The following is a 19,597-nucleotide window of genomic DNA, read 5'->3' as shown; positions in this document are numbered from 1 at the left end:
GAGGGTTGCCCTCAACGCCTGAACAAGGAAAGAAGACCCGATGCCGCGTGGAAGATCCGCCACCTACGACGACCAGCGCGAACTGATCCTTGCGCAGGCCGCGCAGCTGTTCGCACGCCGCGGCTATCCGGCCACCTCGATGAACCAGGTGGCCGAGGCCTGCAACCTCTCGAAGGCCACGCTCTACCACTACTACCGCGACAAGAGCAGTCTCCTCATCAGCATTGCCGAGACGCACGTCTCGCGGCTGGCCGCGCTGGTGGCCGAGGAAGAGGCCTCGACCCACACCGACGAAGAGCGGCTGCGCCGCTTCATCTACCGCATCGTCGAGGAATATGCGGGCGCGCAGGACGCGCACCGCGTGCTGACCGACGACGTGCGCTTTCTGGAAGACGCCGACCGCGAGCGCGTGCTCGACCAGGAGCGCCAGGTGGTCGCGGGCTTTGCGCGCGCGGTGTCGGCCCTGCGTCCCGGCGCGCCGAGCGACGATCTCGCCAAGCCACTGACCATGCTGCTGTTCGGCATGATCAACTGGATGTTCACGTGGATGAAGCCCGGAGGTCCGCTCGACCACAAGTCGATTGCGCCGATCGTGGCCGACCTGTTCCTGGGCGGCATTGGCGCGGTGAAGGCACCTGCGTCCCGCACCGACGCGCCGGCGCCGGCAAACCAGCCGAATGCGGTCAAAGAATCCGGTTGAACCAGAGCAGCGAAAGCCCCGCCGACAGTAGCGTGAGAATGGCCGCGCCAAGCGCAAAGAGCGCCGAGATCTCGGTTTCCTTCTTCTCGACCGTGAGGCGCGAGCTCAGCGTCTCGTACACCTTCTTCAGGTCGGCGGCGGTGCCGGCGTAGAAATATTCGGCCTGCGTCTTGTTGGCCACAGCCTTGAGCGTTTCCTCGTCCAGCCGCACGCGCATCGACCAGCCTTCGAAGCCGATGGTCTCGCCGTCCACCGTGCCCACGCCCACCGTGTAGATGCGCACGCCGCGGTCCGCCGCGGCCTTGGCGGCATCGAGCGGATCGACGCCGGTGGTGCGCTGGCCGTCGGTCAGCATGATGATGGCGGCAGAGGTGTAGGAGCCCGGCGCCACCGGTGTGAATTCCTTGGCCTGCTTCTCGGTCTGGTCGATGGGCGCGCCGCGCTGGCGGCTCGGTGCGCTGAACTGTGAGACGTCGATGCCCGCGTCGGGGAACAAGGTGGCGAGCGAAACCACGATCGCATTGCCCGTGGCCGTGGCGCGCTGCAGCTGGAAGCTGTCGATGGCGGTCACCAGGTCGTCGTGGTTGGTGGTGGGCAGCTGCGCCACCTGCGCGCTGCCCGCGAAGGCGACGATGCCCACCTTCACGTGCCGCGGCAGGTCCTTGATGAAGGTCTTGGCCGCCTCCTGCGCCGCGACCAGCCGATTGGGGAGCACGTCGGCCGCGCGCATGCTGCCGGACACGTCCATTGCCAGGATGATGGTTTGCTGATTCGAAGGCAGCATCACCACGGCCATGGGCCGCGCGGCAGCCACCAGCATGGCGGCCATCGCCAGGAGGAAAAGGAAGGGCGGGATGTGCCGGCGGATGCTCTGGCCGGCGCCCATGGCCTCGCGCACGATCGAGAGGCTGGCGTAGCGCACCGCCAGCTTCTTCTTGCGGCGGATCAGCCAGACGTAAAGCAACACCAGCAGCGGCAATGCCGCCAGCAGCCAAAGAAATTGAGGCCAGAGAAAAGTCATGCTGCCACCGCCTTCACTCCGCTGCTGCCGATGCGCGTGCGGCGCTTGCGCATGTCGGCAAAACGAACGATGGCTTCCACCAGGTCGTCACTGGTCGAAAGCTCGAGCGCGTCGACGCCCGCCCTGGCGAGCGAAGCGCGCAGCGTTGCTTCGCGCTCGGCCGCCAAGCGCGCAAAGCGCTTCCGAAAGCCCGCATCGTGGGTGTCGACCCAGAGCTGCTCGCCGGTTTCGGCGTCGCGCAGGGGCACCAGGCCGAGGTCGGGCAGCTCGAGTTCGAGCGGATCGAACAGGCGCACGGCAATGACCTCATGCCGCTGCACCAGCTGGCCGAGCGGGCGTTCCCAGCCGGGCTCGCTCAGAAAGTCGGACACCACGAAGACGGTGGAACGCCGCGGCATCAGCGTGGCGGCGGACTTCAACAGGTCGGCCAGCCGGGTCATGCCTTTTTGCGCGGGCGCGGTCTCGATCTTGTCGGCCCGGCGCTCCATGGCGTGCAGCAGATGCAGCACATGCCGGCGGCCGCTGCGCGGTGGAATCACTGCTTCGAGGTCGGTGCCGTACACCAGCGCGCCGACCCGGTTGCCGTGGCGCGTGAGCAGGCGCGCGAGCACGCCGACGAAGCCGGCCGAGATCTCGCGCTTGGCTTTCTTGCCGGAACCGAAATCGACCGAGCGGCTCAGGTCGAGCACGAACCACGCGGACATCTCGCGGTCTTCGGTGAAGACGCGCACGTGCGGCGTCTGCAGCCGCGCGGTGACGTTCCAGTCGATGTGGCGCACGTCGTCGTGGTGCTGGTATTCGCGCAGGTCGGCCAGGTCGAGCCCGGTGCCGCGCATCAATGTTCGGTAGTCGCCCTGCAGCAGACCGTCGAGGCGGCGGATCACCGTCCATTCGAGACGCCGCAGCGCGCGTTCCGCCCCGCCGGCTTCAGCATTGAGCCGTTCGTCGTTAGCGGCCGCAGGGGCCTTACGCCACCAGCTTTTCATGTTCCAAAGGTTTGGGTGGAGCGGGAACGGCTTTCATGATCTTCTCGATCAGGCTGTCGGGGGTGAGCCCCTCGGACAAACCTTCGTAGGAGAGCGTCACGCGATGGCGCAGCACGTCGGGCACCAGGGCGGTCATGTCCTCGGGCAGCGCATAGCTGCGGCCGCGCAACAACGCGAGCGCGCGCGCGCCTTCGGTGAGGCTGATGCTCGCGCGCGGGCTGGCGCCGAAAGTGATGAAGCGGCGCATGTCCTTCAGGCCGTGCTTGTCGGGCGTGCGCGTGGCGGAAACCAGTTTCACGGCGTATTGAATGAGCGAAGGGTCGACGTACACGCGCCGCGCCTCCGCCTGCAGTTCAGCAAGCTGCTCGGTGGTCGCGACCGGGCTGGCCATGACCTGCGGTCCGATCACGCGCTGGACGATGACGAACTCTTCCTCGTCGCTCGGGTAGTCGACCAGCACTTTCATCATGAAGCGGTCGACCTGCGCTTCGGGCAGGGGATAGGTACCCTCAGTCTCGATGGGGTTCTGCGTGGCCATGACCAGGAACGGCCGCGGCACCCGGTGCGTTTCGCCGGCAATGGTGACCTGGCGCTCTTGCATCACCTCGAGCAACGCGCTCTGCACCTTGGCGGGCGCGCGGTTGATTTCGTCGGCCAGCAGCAGGTTGGCGAACACCGGCCCGAGCGATGTGCTGAACTCGCCGGTCTTCTGGTTGTAGATGCGCGTACCCACCAGGTCGGCCGGCACCAGGTCGGGCGTGAACTGAATGCGCTTGAACTGGCCGCGAACGGTATCGGCCAGCGTCTTGACGGTGAGCGTTTTCGCAAGGCCCGGCACGCCTTCGACCAGCAGGTGGCCGCCCGCAAGCATGGCGACCATCACGCGCTCCAGGAAGCGGTCCTGGCCCACCACCACCCGCTTGACCTCGTAGAGGATCTGCTCCATCAGCTCGGCCGTGGCGGAAGACGTGGAAAAAGGGTTCTCGGTGCTCATGCGATGGTCTCTCTTGATAAACGATCGAAGGGCGGGCGGGTTCAGAACGGCGGCGAACCGGCGGCCGAAGCCGCGTTCTCTATCGGCACTGCAAATCCGATGCCAATGAAGGTGCGCTGCTGCGTCGGGTTCAGGATGGCGGTGACGATGCCGAGCACCTCGCCGTCCATGTTGATGAGGGGCCCGCCCGAATTGCCGGGATTGGCCGCCGCGTCGAACTGGATCAGGTTGCCAAGCTCCTGCTTGCCCTCGGGCGAGCGGAACGAGCGCTTCAGGCCAGACACCACGCCCGCCGATACCGAAGGTCCGATGCCGAATGGAAAGCCGACCGCCGCCACCTGGTCGCCGGGCTGCAGGTCTCCTGTTGATCGCATCACGGCGGGAATGAGGTCGTCGGGAATCTTCTGGGCCTGCAGCACCGCGAGGTCGTTCTCGGGCTGCACGCCGGTGATGGTCGCCACGGCTTCGAGGCCGTCGGAGAAGGTCACCTTGATGGTCTCGGCGCCGGCCACCACGTGCAGGTTGGTGAGGATCACGCCTTTGTCGACGATGACCACGCCAGTGCCCACGCCGCGTTCGACCTCGCCCGGCGGCGCATCGGCTTCGGGCGGCTTGCCGTTGGCAAGATTGCGGCCGCGCTTCTGGGTCTTGGCCTCGGGCGTGGCTTTTTCTGTGCCGTAGCCGACCACGCGCACCACAGAGGGCCGCACAATTTCGGCGGCCTTGGCGGCCGGAGAGGGGAGCGTGTTGGTCTGCAGCGTGCGCAGCACGGCCGCGTCGATGTCCTTCTGCGTGAGCGCCTTGGCATGATGCCGCGGCCACCAGGTGGCACCGCCAGCAGCGAGCGCGGCGCTGAGCACTACCGAAAACGCAAAACTGCGCCGGCCCGGCTGCCAGCCGGCCTTGGCGGGTTTTGCGGAAATGGGGGAGTCTGAGGCGGCGGGCGGCGCGCCGTTGCCTTCGCCCTGGGGCGTTGGCACGGAAGCCGGGTCGGCCGTGGAGTCGGCCGCTTGCGGCTGCGTGCCGGGCGAACGGCTGTACAAAGCGGGCCTGCGCATCGGGGCACCTCCGGCAAGGGATGACGGGTGATCAGGGAGTCACAGTAGCACGCTTTCTTCTGCCTTGCATCCCTTCGGGCATCATCTCGCCATGGCTGTATTCGTCGATACCCATTGCCACCTCGATGCGCCCGAATTCGGTGCGGAGATGCCGGCCATTCGTGCACGGGCCGCCGAGCGGGGCGTGGCACTGTGTGTCATTCCTGCCGTGGCCGTCTTCAACTTTGCCACGGTGCGCGAACTGGCGCGGGTGCAAAGCGATGCGTACGCACTTGGAATCCATCCGCTGTGTACCGGCAACGCGCAAGAGTCGGATCTGGAAACGCTGGATGCCGAACTCTCCGCCCGCCGCGGCGATGAACGGCTGGTTGCGGTCGGCGAGATCGGGCTCGACTACTTCGTCACCGGGCTGGACGGCGCCAAGCAAGAGCACTTTTTTCACACACAGTTGCAACTCGCGCGCAAGCACGATTTGCCGGTGCTCATCCACGTGCGCCGCTCGGTCGACAAGGTGCTCAAGCATCTGCGTCAGACCGCGGCCGGCCGCCCATGGCGTGGCATTGCCCATGCTTTCAACGGCAGCGAGCAGCAGGCCAAGGCCTGCATCGACATCGGCCTGAAGCTGGGCTTCGGCGGCGCCGTGACCTTCGAACGTGCGTTGCAGCTGCGGCGGCTGGCCGCCACGCTGCCGCTCGAATCGATGGTGATGGAAACCGATGCACCCGACATCCAGCCGCACTGGATCTACCGCACGCAGGCACAGCGCGCGGCCGGCCAGCCGCAAGGCCGCAATGAACCCGGCGAACTGCCGCGCATCGCCGAAGTGGTGGCGCAATTGCGCGGCATCAGTCTCGATGAACTGGCCGCGGCAACGACCCGGAATGCGCTTGAAGCCCTGCCGAGGCTCGAAAGTCTTCTCTCGCTGTCGGCAGGCCGGCCGCACCCCGCGTAGGCCGAGGTCCCGTCTTGCGCTTGCCCAGGCGGGGCCTGCATTTTTGCTGTCATCCTTGGTGTTCGAAGTGCCGTTGCTTGTTCAGTGGCAAGTCCGCCACTCCGACATTTCATCCAAAAAGGAGTCTTCAGATGAACACATCTTTCGTTCGCACCGTGCCTGCCGTTCTTGCTCTTGCGCTCGCCTCCATCGGAATGTCCGCCGTGGCGCAGACCGCCACTCCGGCCACTGCCGAACCCACCACCACCGAAAAGGTGAAGGAAGCCGGCAAGGACGCGGTCGATGCGACCAAGACCACGACAAAGAAGGCCGTGGCCGCCACGGAACGCGGCAGCAAGAAGGCCTGGGACGCGACCAAGCGCACCACCAAGAAGGCCACCCACGCCACCAAGAACGTGGCCGTCAAGACGGGCGACGCCGTCGAAACCGCCGGCCACAAGACCGCCGACGGCATGCGCAGCACCGGCAAGGCCATCGGCGAAAAGGTGCCCGGCACCGCCGAAAATGAAGCCGCCAAGAAATAATCGGCCTTCGCCTTCAGCACAAACCCGCTTCGGCGGGTTTTTTCATGGGCGATCGACAGTGCAAGATAGCGCGTATCCATCATGAAACCACCAGCCGCATCCGACCCCGGCAACGCAGTGCTGACGGGCCTTGCCCCCGTCGTCTCGCCCGCGACCGTCGTACTGATCCTCGGCAGCTTCCCGGGCGTCCGCTCGCTCGAGCTGCAGCAGTACTATGCGCATCCGCAAAATCAGTTCTGGAAAATCTTGCAAGCCGTCTGGCCCCACCACCCGCTCCCCATGGGCGCGGACAGCTACCTCCAAAAGAAAAAGTGGCTGCTCGACCGAGGCCTGGGCGTGTGGGACGTGTATGCCGCCTGCGAGCGCGAAGGCAGCCTCGATTCCGCCATTCGCGCACCTGTGGCCAACGACATTGCGGGGCTGCACCTGCCGCGGCTGGCCGCCATTGCGCACAACGGCGGCGAGAGCTTCAAGCATGCGCGCCACACGCGCACCCTGGGTGTGCCGGTCTACCAGCTGCCTTCCACCAGCCCCGCCAACGCGTCGTGGAGCTTCGAGCGCAAGCTCGCAGCCTGGCGCGAGGTCTTTGACGCCCACCACCTCCTTTGATGGCCACGAGCAAAACTCCCGTTCTCCCCGAAGTCAATTTTTCCGACTGGGGCGACATCCGTTATCTGCACCTGGGCACCGAATGGGTCCAGGGCTCCATGAAGCTCGATGCGCCTTTCGAGATCGAACTCGAATACGTTCAGCGCATGATGGCCTGGCTGCTGTTCGCCGATCCCAAGAGCGTGGCAAACCGCCATGCGATGCAGCTCGGCCTTGGCGCGGCCACGCTCACCAAGTTCTGCCGCAAGACCCTGCGCATGCGCACCACGGCCGTAGAGCTCAACCCGCAGGTGGTGTCGGCCTGCCGCGGCTGGTTCAAGCTGCCGGCCGATGATCCGAAGCTGCGCGTGGTCATCGCCGATGCGGCGCTTGAGATTCGCAAGCCCGAATGGCACGGCACGGTCGATGCGCTGCAGGTCGACCTCTACGACCATGAAGCGGCCGCGCCGGTGCTCGACAGCGAAGACTTCTACGCCGATTGCCGCGCATTGCTCACCGAAGACGGCAGCATGACGGTTAACCTCTTCGGCCGCTCGTCGAGCTACGAGCGCAGCCTGGAGAAAATCGCCGGCGCATTCGGCCCCGATGCGGTCTGGGCCTTCAAGCCGACGCGCGAAGGCAACACGGTGGTGCTGGCACAGCGCACGCCGAGCCGCCCAAAGCGCGAAGCCCTTGCCGAGCGCGCCCAAACGATCCAGACTCGATGGGGCCTGCCCGCGCCTAAATGGCTGCGTGTGTTCAAACCGCTGAATCCCACTCTCACCCGACCCGGCCCATGAGCGCTGTCCCCGCCGTTTCCGCCCCCGCCCCGCTGGCCGCCCGCCACGAAGGGCCGCTCGACCTGCGGCGTCTCATCGAATGGCTCGCCACCGACGGCGTGATCTCGCCGGTGGAGGCCAAGCGCACCATCGCGCGCTGCGCCCAGGCCGAGAGCCGGCAGGCGCCGCTGGTGCGGCTCGCCAACGTGGCGATGACGCGCGAAAGCGACGGCAAGCCGCTCGACCTTGAAATGCTCACGCAATGGCTAGCCGTCCGCGCGGGCCTCGCTTACCTGCGCATTGATCCGCTCAAGGTCGACGTGGGCAAGGTGGCCGACACCATGAGCGCGGCCTATGCAGAGCGCCACAAGGTGCTGCCGGTGCAGGTGCTGCCCAATGAAGTGGTGGTGGCCACGGCCGAACCCTTTCTTACCGACTGGATCGCCGAGGTGGAGCGCCAGTCGCGCCGCACCGTGCGCCGCGTGGTCGCCAACCCGGCCGACATCCAGCGCTACACGGCCGAGTTCTTTGCGCTCGCCAAGTCGGTGCGCGCCGCGCAAAAAGCCGGCGGCAACACCGGCGGCGCGAGCTTCGAGCAGCTGGTCGAACTGGGCAAGAGCACCAAGCAGCTCGACGCGAACGACCAGAGCGTGGTGCAGGTGGTCGACTGGCTCTGGCAATACGCCTTCGACCAGCGCGCGAGCGACATCCACCTGGAACCGCGCCGCGAGCAAGGTGTGATCCGCTTCCGCATCGACGGCATCCTGCATCCGGCCTACCAGATGCCCATGGGCGTGATGAACGCGATGGTGTCGCGCATCAAGCTGCTCGGCCGCATGGACGTGGTCGAGAAGCGCCGTCCGCTCGACGGCCGCATCAAGACCCGCAACATGCGCGGCGACGAAGTCGAAATGCGCCTGTCCACCTTGCCGACGGCCTTCGGCGAGAAGATGGTGATGCGGATCTTCGACCCCGACACCGCCGTGAAGGACCTCGATGCGCTCGGCTTCGCGCAGCACGATGCGCAGCGCTGGGAGCAACTCGTCACGCGGCCCAACGGCATCATCCTGGTGACGGGGCCGACGGGCTCGGGCAAGACCACCACGCTGTACTCCACGCTCAAGCGCGTGGCGACCGAAGAGGTCAACGTGAGCACGGTCGAAGACCCGATCGAAATGATCGAGCCCTCGTTCAACCAGACGCAGGTGCAGCCGCAACTCGACTTCGGCTTCACCGAGGGCCTGCGCGCGCTGATGCGGCAGGACCCGGACATCATCATGGTCGGCGAAATCCGCGACCTCGCCACCGCCGAGATGGCGGTGCAGGCTGCGCTCACCGGCCACCTCGTGTTCAGCACGCTGCACACCAACGACGCGCCGAGCGCCATCACGCGGTTGATGGAACTGGGCGTCCCCTCGTACCTCATCAACGCCGTGATGCTCGGCGTGCTGGCCCAGCGGCTGGTGCGTACGCTGTGCCCCAACTGCAAGCAGCCCGACGACACGGTCACGCGCGAGAAGCTCGAGACCATCGTCAAGCCATGGCAGATCACCGGTTCGGTGCGCGCTTACAAGCCGGTGGGCTGTGTCGATTGCCGCATGACGGGGTACATGGGCCGCATGGGCTTGTACGAGTTGCTCAGCATCACCGAGGAATTCAAGGGCCAGGTCACCAAGGAGCCCAACCTCGCAGGGCTGCGCCGTCAGGCCGTGATCGACGGCATGCGGCCGCTGCGCCTGGCGGGCGCGCTGCGCGTGGCCGAAGGCGTCACCACCATCGAAGAAGTGCTGAGCGCCACACCTCCGCTCGAGTAAGGGAAGGGCCCATGGCCCGGGCCCCGGGGTTATCCCTAGCCTTTCGGTTAGTGGAATCCACATCGGGCTGACCACCAGCTGACTCGACAATCTCGCATCGAAATTTGTTCGAGGAGACTGTTCGTGAAAATCAAGAGTCAGAAAGACTTTTTCTCGGGCCTGATGTTTACGGTCGTAGGAACGGCGTTCGCATGGGGCGCCACCACCTACAGCGTAGGCAGCGGCGCCCGCATGGGGCCGGGCTACTTCCCGTTGATGCTGGGCATTCTGATGGCCATCATTGGCCTCGGGATCATGTTCAGCGGCCTGACCGTCGAAACCGCCGACGGCGAAAAAATCGGCAAGTGGGCCTGGAAGCAGGTGGTGTTCATTCTGGGCGCCAACCTCGCATTCGGCATCTTGCTGGGCGGCCTGCCAAGCATCGGCGTGCCGGCCATGGGAATGATCATCGCGATCTACGCGCTCGTGATCATTTCGAGCCTTGCGGGCCACGAGTTCAAGCTGCCAAGCGTGCTGGTCCTGGCCACCGTGCTCGCCATCGGCAGCTATGTGGCCTTCATCTGGGCGCTCAAGCTGCAGATCCAGGTCTGGCCGACCTTCATCACCGGTTGAGAAAGCGCGCAAATGGAACTGTTTGAACACCTCTCGATGGGTTTTGGCGTTGCCTTTACCTTCACGAACCTGCTGTATTGCCTGGTCGGCTGTATTTTGGGCACGCTGATCGGCGTGCTGCCTGGCATCGGCCCCGTCGCAACTATCGCAATGCTGCTGCCCGCCACGTACGCGCTGCCGCCCGTGTCGGCGCTGATCATGCTGGCCGGCATCTACTATGGCGCGCAGTACGGCGGCTCCACCACCGCGATTCTGGTCAACCTGCCGGGCGAATCGTCCTCGGTGGTGACCGTGATCGACGGCTACCAGATGGCGCGCAAGGGCCGTGCGGGTCCCGCGCTCGCCGCGGCGGGCCTGGGCTCGTTCTTCGCAGGCTGCGTGGGTACGCTGATCCTGGCTGCCTTTGCGCCGCCGCTGACCGAGTTGGCCTTCAAGTTCGGCCCTGCGGAGTATTTCTCGCTGATGATCCTGGGTCTGATCGGCGCCGTGGTGCTGGCTTCGGGCTCGCTGCTCAAGGCCATCGGCATGATCGTGCTGGGACTCCTGATGGGCCTGGTCGGCACCGACGTGAACTCGGGCGTGGCGCGTTACAGCTTCGACATTCCTGAACTCACCGACGGCATCGGCTTCGTGGCGATTGCCATGGGCGTGTTCGGCTACGGCGAAATCATTGCCAACCTCTCGCGCCCCGATGACGAGCGCGAAGTGTTCACCGCCAAGGTCTCGGGCCTGTTCCCGACCAAGGACGACTTCAAGCGCATGATCCCCGCGGTGCTGCGCGGCACGGCGCTGGGCTCGGCCCTGGGCATCCTGCCCGGCGGCGGTGCGCTGCTGGCGGCCTTTGCGGCCTACACCATCGAGAAGAAGACCAAGCTGCAGCCGGGCGAAGTGCCCTTCGGCAAGGGCAACATCCGCGGTGTGGCGGCTCCCGAATCGGCCAACAACGCCGGTGCCCAGACCTCCTTCATCCCGCTGCTGACGCTGGGCATTCCGCCCAACGCCGTGATGGCGCTGATGGTCGGCGCGATGACCATCCACAACATCCAGCCCGGTCCGCAGGTGATGACCAGCAACCCCGAGCTGTTCTGGGGCCTGATCGCCTCGATGTGGCTGGGCAACGCAATGCTGATCATCCTGAACCTGCCGCTCATCGGCATGTGGATCAAGCTCCTGTCCGTGCCCTACAAGTACCTGTTCCCGGCCATCGTGCTGTTCTGCGCCATTGGCGTGTACTCGACCAACAACAACACCTTCGACATCTGGATGGTGGGCATCTTCGGCCTGGTGGGCTACTCCTTCTTCAAGCTGGGATGCGAGCCTGCGCCGCTGCTTTTGGGCTTCATCCTCGGACCGATGATGGAAGAGAACCTGCGCCGTTCGTTGCTGCTGTCGCGTGGCGACTGGAGCGTGTTCGTCACGCGCCCGATCTCCGCCAGCCTGCTGGCCGCCGCGGCGCTGCTCTTGGTGATCGTGCTGCTGCCTGCCGTCAAATCGAAGCGGGAAGAAGCCTTCGTCGAAGTCGACTGATCTTCGCGAACCCAAGCAAACGAGCGGCGCCTTCGGGCGCCGTTTGTTTTTCAGGGCTTAGCGGCTCGCGGCGGGCTCATGTGCTGCCTTGCCATCGCGAGGAATGCCATCGCCGCCGGGCTGAGGGGATGCTTGGCCAGCCGGACGGCGACCACCGGATATTCAAGGATGGGACGGGTCACGCCCACAGCGCGCAGGTTGCCCGGCATCAGCACCTCGACATAGCGCGGCAGCAGCGCTACGCCGGCACCCGCCTGGATGAGCCCGAACGCGGTCGACAGCATGGACACGTGGTGCACCACGCGCGGATAGACGTTGGCCACGCTCGATAGCTGTCGGCTGACGGCGCGCCACACATTGGCGTCGGGATTGACGTGGATGAAGGGCAATCCCTCAAGGTGCCTGGCATCGACAACCACGCGCTGCGCGAGCGGATGGTCGTCGCGCACGAACAGGGCCATGCGTTCGGAAAAAAGAGGCTCGGTCGCCAGTTCGGAGTGCTTCTGGCCGATGTCGGAGCCAAAGCCCAGGTCGGCCTCCTGCGAGAGGATGCGCGAGATCATCTGCTCCGCCGTGCTGTCGAGCAGCGTGGTGGCGAGCGTGGGGTGCTTGCGCGAAAAGCGGGCGAGCATGGGCGGCAGCAGGGCGCCCGCCGTGAGGTGGCCCACAGCCAGCACCACGCGGCCCTCCCGCAGCTGTGACTGCGAACGGCAGGCGTCAACCGATTCATCGATGAGCCTCAGCGCGCGCACCGCGGTCTCGACCATCACTTCGCCCGCGCTCGTGAGGCGGATGCGGCGGCCCCGCACGACAAGCGGCTGGCCAAGCTCTTCCTCCATGCGCTTGACCAGGTGGCTGATGGCCGGCTGCGTGAGCTGCAGGGTTTCGGCGGCGAGCGTGAAGCTGCCCGATTCGGCAACGGCCGCCAGCGCCCGCAGCTGCTGCAGCGAGATCTCTTCCGTCGCGTTCCTTGCCATAAACAGCGCTCATAGTTGAATAAGCTGGATTATCTGGCTTGATGCCCATCGGCTGCATAGCATGCAAGGTTTCTCCACCGCGCCAGAATCCAAGCACCATGAAACGAATCCAGTTCCTTCAAGGGGTTGCCGTTGCGCTTTGCATGGCGGCATCGACGGCCAGCCTGGCCCAGGGCTACCCGAACAAGCCAGTGCGGCTCATCGTGCCGTTCCCGGCGGCCGGCGCCACGGATCTTTTTGCACGCACCCTCGGGCAGAAGATGAGCGAGAAGCTCGGCGCCACGCTGATCGTCGACAACAAGCCGGGCGCCGGCGGTGCCATCGGTTCCGACATGGTCGCCAAGGCGCCGCCCGATGGCTACACGCTGTTGCTGGCGACTACCAGCACGCACTCCATCGGGCCCGCCATCACCAGCAAACTGCCCTACGACACGGTGCGCGACTTCTCGCCCATCGCGCACGTCGGCGATGCGCCGAGCATCATGCTGGTGCCGGTCGATTCGCCTGCCAAGACCGTGCGCGAATGGATCGCCTATGCGCAGAAGAATCCCGGCAAGCTCAACTATGCGTCCAGCGGCAACGGCACCATCGTGCAGCTCACCGCCGAGCTCTTCAAGGCGCAGGCCGGCGTGTTCGTGACGCACATTCCGTACAAAGGCACGGCATTGGCGATTCCGGACCTGATCAGCGGCAAGGTCGACGTGCTGTTCGACTCGCTGCCTACCGGCATGCCGCACGTGCGCGACGGACGGCTGCGCGCACTCGGCGTCACCACGCTGAAGCGCAGCGCGCTCGCGCCCGAACTGCCTCCGATTGCCGACACGCTGCCCGGATTCGAGTCGAACACTTGGTTCGGCTTCTATGGTCCGAAGGGGCTGCCGGCCGACATCGTGGCGCGCGTCAACAAGGCCGCTAACGAGGCGCTGGCCGATCCCGAGGTGAAGGAAAAGCTCTCGCGCCTGGGCATCGAACCTGCCGCTCCCGGCACCCCCGAGCAGTTTGCGAAGATGGTGGCTACCGATGCGGCCAAGTGGAAAAAAATCATCGTCGAACGCAAGATCAGCAACGAATAGAGAGACGTCTCCATGAACTTCGATTTCAGCAACCCCTACCTCTCCACACGCATTCCGATCTTTGCGCGCAACGTGGTGTCTACTTCGCACCCGCTCGCCTCGCAGGCCGGACTGCGCATGCTTCAGCAGGGCGGCAACGCCGTCGATGCGGCCATCGCCACGGCGGCCGTCATGACGCTGGTCGAGCCCGTGAGCAACGGCCTCGGCAGCGACGCCTTCTGCATCTTGTGGGATGGCAAGGAACTGCACGGCCTCAACGCGTCGGGTCCCGCGCCCAAGGCCTGGACGCCCGAATACTTCAAGGCCAAGTACGGCGCTGACGCCACCACGCCGCCGATGCGCGGCATCGACTCGGTCACGGTGCCGGGCGCGGTGCGCGGCTGGGTAGCGCTCTCCGACCGCTTCGGCAAGCTGCCTTTCGCCGACCTGCTGGCGCCGGCCATCGACATCGCCGAGCGCGGCTACCTGGTGCCGCCGGTGGTGCAGCAGAAATGGGCGGCGGCCACGCCGGTGCTCGAAACGGTGGCGGGCTTCGCGCAGACGTTCATGCCCTGGGGCCGTGCGCCCGAGGTGGGCGAGCTGTTCCGTTTCACGGCAGCGGCGCGCGCGCTCAAGGCCATTGCCCGCACCAAGGGCGAGGCCTACTACAACGGCGAGATCGCCGAAGCGCTCGCCAGGTTCTCGACCGAGCAGGGCGGCTCGCTCACGGTGGCCGATCTCTCGGCCTACCAGCCCGAATGGGTCAAGCCGATCTCGCGCGACTACCGCGGCCACACGCTGCACGAGATTCCGCCCAACGGGCAGGGCATTGCGGCGCTGATCGCGCTCGGTATTCTCGAGAAGTTCGACATCGCCTCGCTGCCGGTCGACTCGGTCGCTTCGCAGCACCTGCAGATCGAAGCCATGAAGCTTGCCTTTGCCGACGTGTACCGCTACGTCTCTGAGCCATCGTCGATGACGGTGACCCCGGCGCAAATGCTCGATGACTCCTACCTCGCATCGCGTGCGAGACTCATCGACGTGAAAAAGGCACAGGACTTCAAGGCCGGCAATCCCGTGAAGGGCGGCACCATCTATCTCACGGCTGCCGACGAAAGCGGCATGATGGTGAGCTTCATCCAGAGCAACTACATGGGCTTCGGCTCGGGTTGCGTGGAGCCCGAATTCGGCATCAGCCTGCAGAACCGCGGGCACGGATTCAGCCTCAGGGCGGAGAGCCCGAACGTCGTTGCGCCGGGCAAGCGTCCGTTCCACACCATCATTCCGGCCTTCCTTACCAAGGATGGACAACCGGTGATGAGCTTCGGCGTGATGGGCGGCAACATGCAGCCGCAAGGCCACATGCAGACGCTGGTGCGCATGCTCGACTACAAGCAGAACCCGCAGGCCGCCTGCGATGCGCCGCGCTGGCGCTTCAATGCGGGACTCGAAATAAACGTCGAAGCAGCGATGAATCCAAGTACCGTGCAAGGCCTGCGCGAGCTCGGGCATCACCTCGATGTGATCGACGACTCCTACCAGGACTTCGGCGCCGGCCAGTTCATCTGGCGCGCGGGCGATCCGTCGGTGGAGGGTTACGTCGCCGCCAGCGATCCGCGCCGCGATGGCGTGGCCGCGGGCTTCTGACGGCCGAGCGATGATCGAGGGATGACCAAGTCCGCCGTGCAGACCGGCATCCCCTTTTCCGCAAGCAGCGCAAAAAAGAGCATCGGGGCCGGCCTCGTCCTCGCCTCATTGGGCGCGATCGCGTTCAGCGGCAAGGCGATCATCGTCAAGCTGGCCTACCGCTATGGCGTGGATGCGATCACGCTGATCATGCTGCGCATGCTGTTCGCGCTGCCGCTGTTCGCGCTCATGGCGTGGTGGGCCGGACGCGGCAAGCCTGCGCTCACCTTCCGCGACTGGCTTGGCGTAGTCGGGCTCGGCTTCTCGGGCTACTACCTTGCAAGCTTTCTCGATTTTGCGGGGCTCGCCTACATCTCGGCCAGCTTCGAGCGGCTGATCCTCTATCTCAACCCGACATTGGTGCTGCTGTTCGGCTGGCTGCTGTACCGGCGGCGCGCCACGCGGCCGCAGGTGCTGGGCATGATCGTGAGCTATGCCGGCGTGCTGCTGGTGTTCGGACACGAGCTCTGGATCGGCAGCGGCGGCAAGGGCGGCGGAGCGGCAGCCTGGGGCGCGTTCCTGGTGTTCCTGAGCGCGGTGAGCTATGCGGGCTATCTCGTCTACAGCGGCGAATTCGTCAAGCGCCTGGGGTCGCTGCGGCTCGTGGGGCTGGCCACCACCGTGGCCTGCGTGCTGTGCATCCTGCAGTTCGTGCTCACGCGGCCGATGAGTGTTGCCATGCAGGTGGCGCCCGAGGTCATCTGGCTGTCGGTGCTCAACGCCACGCTGTGCACGGCGGTGCCTGTCCTGATGGTCATGATGGCCATCGAGCGCATCGGTCCCGCCATGGCTGCGCAAACCGGCATGATCGGGCCGCTGTCGACCATTCTCATGGGCGTGGTCATACTTGGCGAGCCGTTCACCGCGTGGATCGCGGCCGGCACGGTGCTCGTGATTGCGGGCATCTTCGTTTTCACCCGCACGGGGCGCTAGCGCCCCTGCAGATCAGGAGCAACAAAAATGGATCTGGGCATTGCAGGCAAGACCGCGCTGGTGTGCGGCGCGAGCAAGGGATTGGGCTACGGCTGCGCCGAAGCGCTGGTGCGCGAAGGCGTGAACGTGGTGATCGTGGCGCGCGGCGCCGAGGCGCTGGAAGCGGCGGCAAAGAAGCTGGCCGCCGCGGCCGCCGGTTCGCCAACGCCTTTCGTCAAGCACGTGGCCGCGGACATCACCACCGAGGCCGGCCGCGCCGCGGTGTTCGCACTGGGCCATGACTTCGACATCGTCGTCACCAACGCCGGCGGTCCGCCACCCGGCGATTTTCGCAACTGGGACCGCGAGGCCTGGATCAAGGCCGTCGATGCCAACATGCTCACGCCCATCGAGCTGATCAAGGCCACGGTCGACGGCATGGCCAAGCGGGGCTTCGGGCGCATCGTCAACATCACGTCGAGCTCGGTGAAGTCGCCGATCGACATCCTCGGCCTCTCCAACGGCGCGCGCAGCGGTCTGACCGGCTTCGTGGCCGGCGTGGCGCGCACGCCCATTGCGGCGCAAGGCGTGACCATCAACAACCTGCTGCCTGGCTCCTTCGACACGGACCGCCTCAAGGGCACGATGGCCGGCGCGGCCCAGAAGACCGGCCAGGATTTCGACACTGTGTGGGAAGCCCGCAAGAAGAACATTCCCGCCAGGCGCTTCGGCACGCCGGCCGAGTTTGGCGCCATCTGCGCGTTTCTCTGCAGCATTCAGGCGGGCTACATGACCGGGCAGAACGTGCTCGCCGACGGCGGCGCCTACCCAGGCACGTACTGAGCTCGCCCCAGTCTTCGCTTCAAACGGGGCGTTGTTGGTCAGCGCCGTGAAGACACCACGATCCCGCCGACGATGAGCGCGAAGGCCGCGCCGTGGTACCACTGCGGCGGTTCCCGCAGAAAGGCCGCGGACAAGAGCGCGGCGAACAGCGGCGTGAGGTTCATGAAGAAGCTCGCCGCCTGCGGCCCCGCATGCTGCACGCCGCTGCCCCAGCAGCGGTAGGCGAGCACCGCGGGGCCGATGCCGATGAAGGCCAGCGCCGCGAACAGCGGCCAGCCGGGCACGATGTGGGCGTCGGTCAGCGTCCATTCGCCGGCCGCGAACACGCCCGACCACGCGAGGCCGAACACCAGCTGCGCCATCAAAAACGCGGCCCAATCCTGCCGCACGTCCTGCGGCTCGCGCGTGCGCGCCAGTATCCAGCTGTAGAAGGCCCATGCGATGGTGCCCAGGATCATGTAGAGGTCGCCCGGCACCAGCCGCAGGCCGAGCAGTTGCCGCCATTCGCCGCGGCTCAGCACCAGCAGCACGCCCAGCATCGAGAGAAGCGACCCGCCGATCTCGCGCGCGCTGACGCGGGCACCGAAGAAGACGGCGCCGGTGGCCAGCATCCACAGCGGCAGGCTGGAGCCCACCAGCGTGACGTTGATCGGCGTGGAGGTCTGCAGCGCAAGATATTGAAACGCGTTGTAGCAGCCGATACCGAGCAGCCCCAGCACGGCGTAGCGCTTCCAGTGCGTCCACAAGGGGCTGGTCGGCCGCAGCACCGGCCATGCGAGCGGCAGCAGCAGCGCGAAGGCAATCACCCAGCGCACGAAGTTCAGCGTGAGTGGCGACACGAGGTCGCGCACCAGGCGTCCGACCACGGCATTGCCGGCCCACAGCAGCGGCGGCACGGTGAGCAGGAAGACGGTGGAAGGTGTGAGGCGCTGCTGCTGCTGTGTCTGCATGGGCGCCGACTCTACCGGGCATTCCCCCCTGCCGCCGCGGCAAGGGCAAACGTGGCAGGATGCGCTTCTTCTTTTTTCCGTGTGCCTGGAGACTGCAAAGATGATGAGCCAAGCCGTCCGTATCGACCGCCACGGCGGTCCCGAAGAACTGAAGATCGTCGACGTGGAGGTCGGCGAGCCCGCTCCCGGCGAAATACGCATCCGCCACAAGGCCGTGGGCCTGAATTTCATCGACACCTACCAGCGCAGCGGGCTCTATCCGTTCCAGATGCCGCTGCAGTTGGGCATGGAGGCCTCGGGCGTGGTGGAGGCCGTGGGCGAAGGCGTGGCGCACCTCAAGGCCGGCGACCGCGCCGCCTACGCCAGCCAGCCGCCCGGCGCCTACAGCGAGCTGCGCGTGATGCCGGCCAAGAATGTGTGCAAGCTGCCCGACGCCATCTCCTTCGAGACCGGCGCGGCCATGATGCTAAAGGGCCTGACCACGCAATACCTGCTGAAGAAGACGCTGCCGGTGGAAGGCCTGCAGCCCGGCGACTTCATCCTCTTTCATGCCGCCGCCGGCGGCGTTGGGCTGATCGCCTGCCAATGGGCCAAGGCGCTGGGCCTGCAGCTGATCGGCACCGCGGGCAGCGACGCCAAGTGCAAGCTCGCGCTCGAGTACGGCGCGGCGCATGCCATCAACTACAGCACCGAAAACTTCGCGGCCCGCGTGAAGGAGATCACCGGCGGCAAGGGCGTGAAGGTGGCCTACGACTCGGTGGGCAAGGACACCTGGGAAGGCTCCATCGAGTGCCTGCGCCCGTTCGGCCTTCTGGCGGTGTTCGGAAACGGCTCAGGCCCGGTGCCGCCGATCAGCCTCGGCACGCTGGCCTCCAAGGGCTCCCTCTATGTGACGCGGCCCACGCTGTTCACGCACATCGCCACCCGCGAAAGCACTCAGGCCATGGCCGACGACCTGTTTGCCGTGGTGCAGAGCGGTGCCGTGAAAATACCGATCGACCAGCGCTATGCATTGGCCGACGTTCAACAGGCGCACCGCGACCTGGAAGCGCGGAAGACCACCGGCTGCACCATCCTCACGCTCTGAGCCGTGCAAGGCTGGCATGCCCCGGCGGCGGGCCAGCCTTGTCCTACCCTTGCTGGGGTGTCATGCCTTCGTCTTGCACAAAGCGCACTTTGTAGCCTTCAACAAAGTTCGGGAAGGCCGGCGCCATGGACACTGTCAGAACCTTCATCGTCGAGGACAACCCCACCATCCGAGAGGCCTTGGCCAGCACATTGCGCGAAGTGGGTCGGGTCGATCCCGTAGGCCAGGCGGAATCGGAACTCGAAGGCATACGCTGGCTCACCAGCAACCTGTCTCAGTGGGACCTGGCCGTGGTCGACCTGTTCCTGAAGGACGGCACGGGCTTCAGCGTGCTCGAAGCCTGCCGCAACCGCGAGCCTACGCAGAAGATGGTGGTGCTCAGCAACCACCTGACGCCCGAGACGCGCCGCAAGTGCATGCAGCTGGGCGCGGATGCGGTATTCGACAAGGCCACCGAAATCGACGACCTGATCGACTTCTGCCTGCTCCGCCGGCAGGAGCAGTTCGTGGCGTCGTCCCCTTCGCCGCTCTGAGG

20 protein-coding genes are annotated in these 19,597 nt (G+C 65.9%); 14 read left to right on the top strand and 6 right to left on the bottom strand.

Annotated features, from left to right (window positions below; translation table 11 throughout):
* Window positions 1-40 precede the first annotated feature (40 nt).
* The gene (locus tag J2X92_RS12450) at window positions 41-700 is read left to right on the top strand and encodes a TetR/AcrR family transcriptional regulator (protein ID WP_307576075.1); all 660 of its coding nucleotides are present in this window, start codon (window positions 41-43) and stop codon (window positions 698-700) included.
* On the opposite strand, the gene J2X92_RS12445 is transcribed toward J2X92_RS12450, so the two are convergent.
* Genes J2X92_RS12445 through J2X92_RS12430 form a run of 4 tightly spaced genes read right to left on the bottom strand, consistent with a single transcriptional unit; the run spans window position 684 to window position 4,759 of the window.
* Complete coding sequence (locus J2X92_RS12445; protein ID WP_307576074.1) at window positions 684-1,721, bottom strand: VWA domain-containing protein; 1,038 nt, start codon at window positions 1,719-1,721, stop codon at window positions 684-686. The two genes, J2X92_RS12450 and J2X92_RS12445, sit on opposite strands and share 17 nt — an antisense overlap.
* The gene (locus J2X92_RS12440; RefSeq protein WP_307576072.1) at window positions 1,718-2,707 is read right to left on the bottom strand and encodes a DUF58 domain-containing protein; all 990 of its coding nucleotides are present in this window, start codon (window positions 2,705-2,707) and stop codon (window positions 1,718-1,720) included. The genes J2X92_RS12445 and J2X92_RS12440 overlap by 4 nt, the downstream gene beginning before the upstream one ends.
* Window positions 2,688-3,701, bottom strand: a complete 1,014-nt coding sequence (locus tag J2X92_RS12435) for an AAA family ATPase (RefSeq protein WP_307576070.1) — start codon at window positions 3,699-3,701, stop codon at window positions 2,688-2,690. Before J2X92_RS12435 ends, J2X92_RS12440 begins: the two co-directional genes overlap by 20 nt.
* A gap of 41 nt (window positions 3,702-3,742) precedes the next feature.
* A complete protein-coding gene (locus tag J2X92_RS12430) occupies window positions 3,743-4,759 on the bottom strand; it encodes a S1C family serine protease (protein ID WP_307576069.1) in 1,017 nt (338 codons plus the stop codon).
* 91 nt (window positions 4,760-4,850) lie between these two features.
* Here J2X92_RS12430 and J2X92_RS12425 point away from each other — a divergent pair, with 91 nt between their 5' ends.
* The 7 genes from J2X92_RS12425 (at window position 4,851) to J2X92_RS12395 (ending at window position 11,555) form a co-directional block, all read left to right on the top strand.
* On the top strand, window positions 4,851-5,711 hold the full coding sequence (locus J2X92_RS12425) for a TatD family hydrolase (protein ID WP_307576067.1): 861 nt from the start codon (window positions 4,851-4,853) through the stop codon (window positions 5,709-5,711).
* Window positions 5,712-5,842: 131 nt separating this feature from the next.
* Entirely contained in the window at window positions 5,843-6,235 is a 393-nt protein-coding gene (locus J2X92_RS12420) for a hypothetical protein (RefSeq protein WP_307576066.1), read from the top strand.
* An 81-nt stretch (window positions 6,236-6,316) separates the two neighbouring features.
* Window positions 6,317-6,844, top strand: a complete 528-nt coding sequence (locus tag J2X92_RS12415) for a DNA-deoxyinosine glycosylase (RefSeq protein ID WP_307576064.1) — start codon at window positions 6,317-6,319, stop codon at window positions 6,842-6,844.
* Complete coding sequence (locus tag J2X92_RS12410; RefSeq protein ID WP_307576063.1) at window positions 6,844-7,623, top strand: spermidine synthase; 780 nt, start codon at window positions 6,844-6,846, stop codon at window positions 7,621-7,623. The genes J2X92_RS12415 and J2X92_RS12410 overlap by 1 nt, the downstream gene beginning before the upstream one ends.
* Entirely contained in the window at window positions 7,620-9,416 is a 1,797-nt protein-coding gene (locus tag J2X92_RS12405; protein ID WP_307576062.1) for a GspE/PulE family protein, read from the top strand. The genes J2X92_RS12410 and J2X92_RS12405 overlap by 4 nt, the downstream gene beginning before the upstream one ends.
* A gap of 123 nt (window positions 9,417-9,539) precedes the next feature.
* Window positions 9,540-10,028, top strand: coding sequence for a tripartite tricarboxylate transporter TctB family protein (locus J2X92_RS12400; RefSeq protein WP_307576060.1), 489 nt, complete (start codon window positions 9,540-9,542; stop codon window positions 10,026-10,028).
* A gap of 12 nt (window positions 10,029-10,040) precedes the next feature.
* On the top strand, window positions 10,041-11,555 hold the full coding sequence (locus tag J2X92_RS12395; protein ID WP_093020097.1) for a tripartite tricarboxylate transporter permease: 1,515 nt from the start codon (window positions 10,041-10,043) through the stop codon (window positions 11,553-11,555).
* A gap of 50 nt (window positions 11,556-11,605) precedes the next feature.
* On the opposite strand, the gene J2X92_RS12390 is transcribed toward J2X92_RS12395, so the two are convergent.
* On the bottom strand, window positions 11,606-12,532 hold the full coding sequence (locus J2X92_RS12390; RefSeq protein WP_307576057.1) for a LysR family transcriptional regulator: 927 nt from the start codon (window positions 12,530-12,532) through the stop codon (window positions 11,606-11,608).
* Window positions 12,533-12,630: 98 nt separating this feature from the next.
* Between J2X92_RS12390 and J2X92_RS12385 the strand changes: the two genes are divergently transcribed.
* From J2X92_RS12385 to J2X92_RS12370, 4 genes are read left to right on the top strand one after another with little or no spacing between them, the layout of a single operon-like run.
* Window positions 12,631-13,605 (top strand): Bug family tripartite tricarboxylate transporter substrate binding protein, encoded by a 975-nt coding sequence (locus tag J2X92_RS12385; protein WP_307576055.1) that lies wholly within the window; start codon window positions 12,631-12,633, stop codon window positions 13,603-13,605.
* 12 nt (window positions 13,606-13,617) lie between these two features.
* A complete protein-coding gene (locus J2X92_RS12380; RefSeq protein ID WP_307576053.1) occupies window positions 13,618-15,231 on the top strand; it encodes a gamma-glutamyltransferase family protein in 1,614 nt (537 codons plus the stop codon).
* Between the two features lie 21 nt (window positions 15,232-15,252).
* On the top strand, window positions 15,253-16,203 hold the full coding sequence (locus tag J2X92_RS12375; protein ID WP_307576052.1) for a DMT family transporter: 951 nt from the start codon (window positions 15,253-15,255) through the stop codon (window positions 16,201-16,203).
* A gap of 27 nt (window positions 16,204-16,230) precedes the next feature.
* Window positions 16,231-17,025: an SDR family oxidoreductase gene (locus tag J2X92_RS12370; protein ID WP_307576050.1), complete on the top strand. Its 795-nt coding sequence runs from the start codon at window positions 16,231-16,233 to the stop codon at window positions 17,023-17,025.
* Window positions 17,026-17,063: 38 nt separating this feature from the next.
* Here J2X92_RS12370 and J2X92_RS12365 read toward each other — a convergent pair whose 3' ends face one another.
* The gene (locus J2X92_RS12365; RefSeq protein ID WP_307576049.1) at window positions 17,064-17,975 is read right to left on the bottom strand and encodes a DMT family transporter; all 912 of its coding nucleotides are present in this window, start codon (window positions 17,973-17,975) and stop codon (window positions 17,064-17,066) included.
* A gap of 103 nt (window positions 17,976-18,078) precedes the next feature.
* Between J2X92_RS12365 and J2X92_RS12360 the strand changes: the two genes are divergently transcribed.
* Together J2X92_RS12360 and J2X92_RS12355 are read left to right on the top strand one after the other, a co-directional pair.
* A complete protein-coding gene (locus J2X92_RS12360; RefSeq protein WP_307576047.1) occupies window positions 18,079-19,062 on the top strand; it encodes a quinone oxidoreductase family protein in 984 nt (327 codons plus the stop codon).
* A gap of 125 nt (window positions 19,063-19,187) precedes the next feature.
* The gene (locus tag J2X92_RS12355) at window positions 19,188-19,595 is read left to right on the top strand and encodes a response regulator (RefSeq protein WP_307576046.1); all 408 of its coding nucleotides are present in this window, start codon (window positions 19,188-19,190) and stop codon (window positions 19,593-19,595) included.
* Window positions 19,596-19,597 lie beyond the last annotated feature (2 nt).

Origin of the sequence: Variovorax paradoxus (assembly GCF_030811855.1) — a bacterium.
Classification (GTDB): Bacteria; Pseudomonadota; Gammaproteobacteria; order Burkholderiales; family Burkholderiaceae_C; genus Variovorax; species Variovorax paradoxus_L.
The sequence above is the reverse complement of the archived record's forward strand: the minus strand, read 5'-3'. Positions and strand labels throughout refer to the sequence as shown.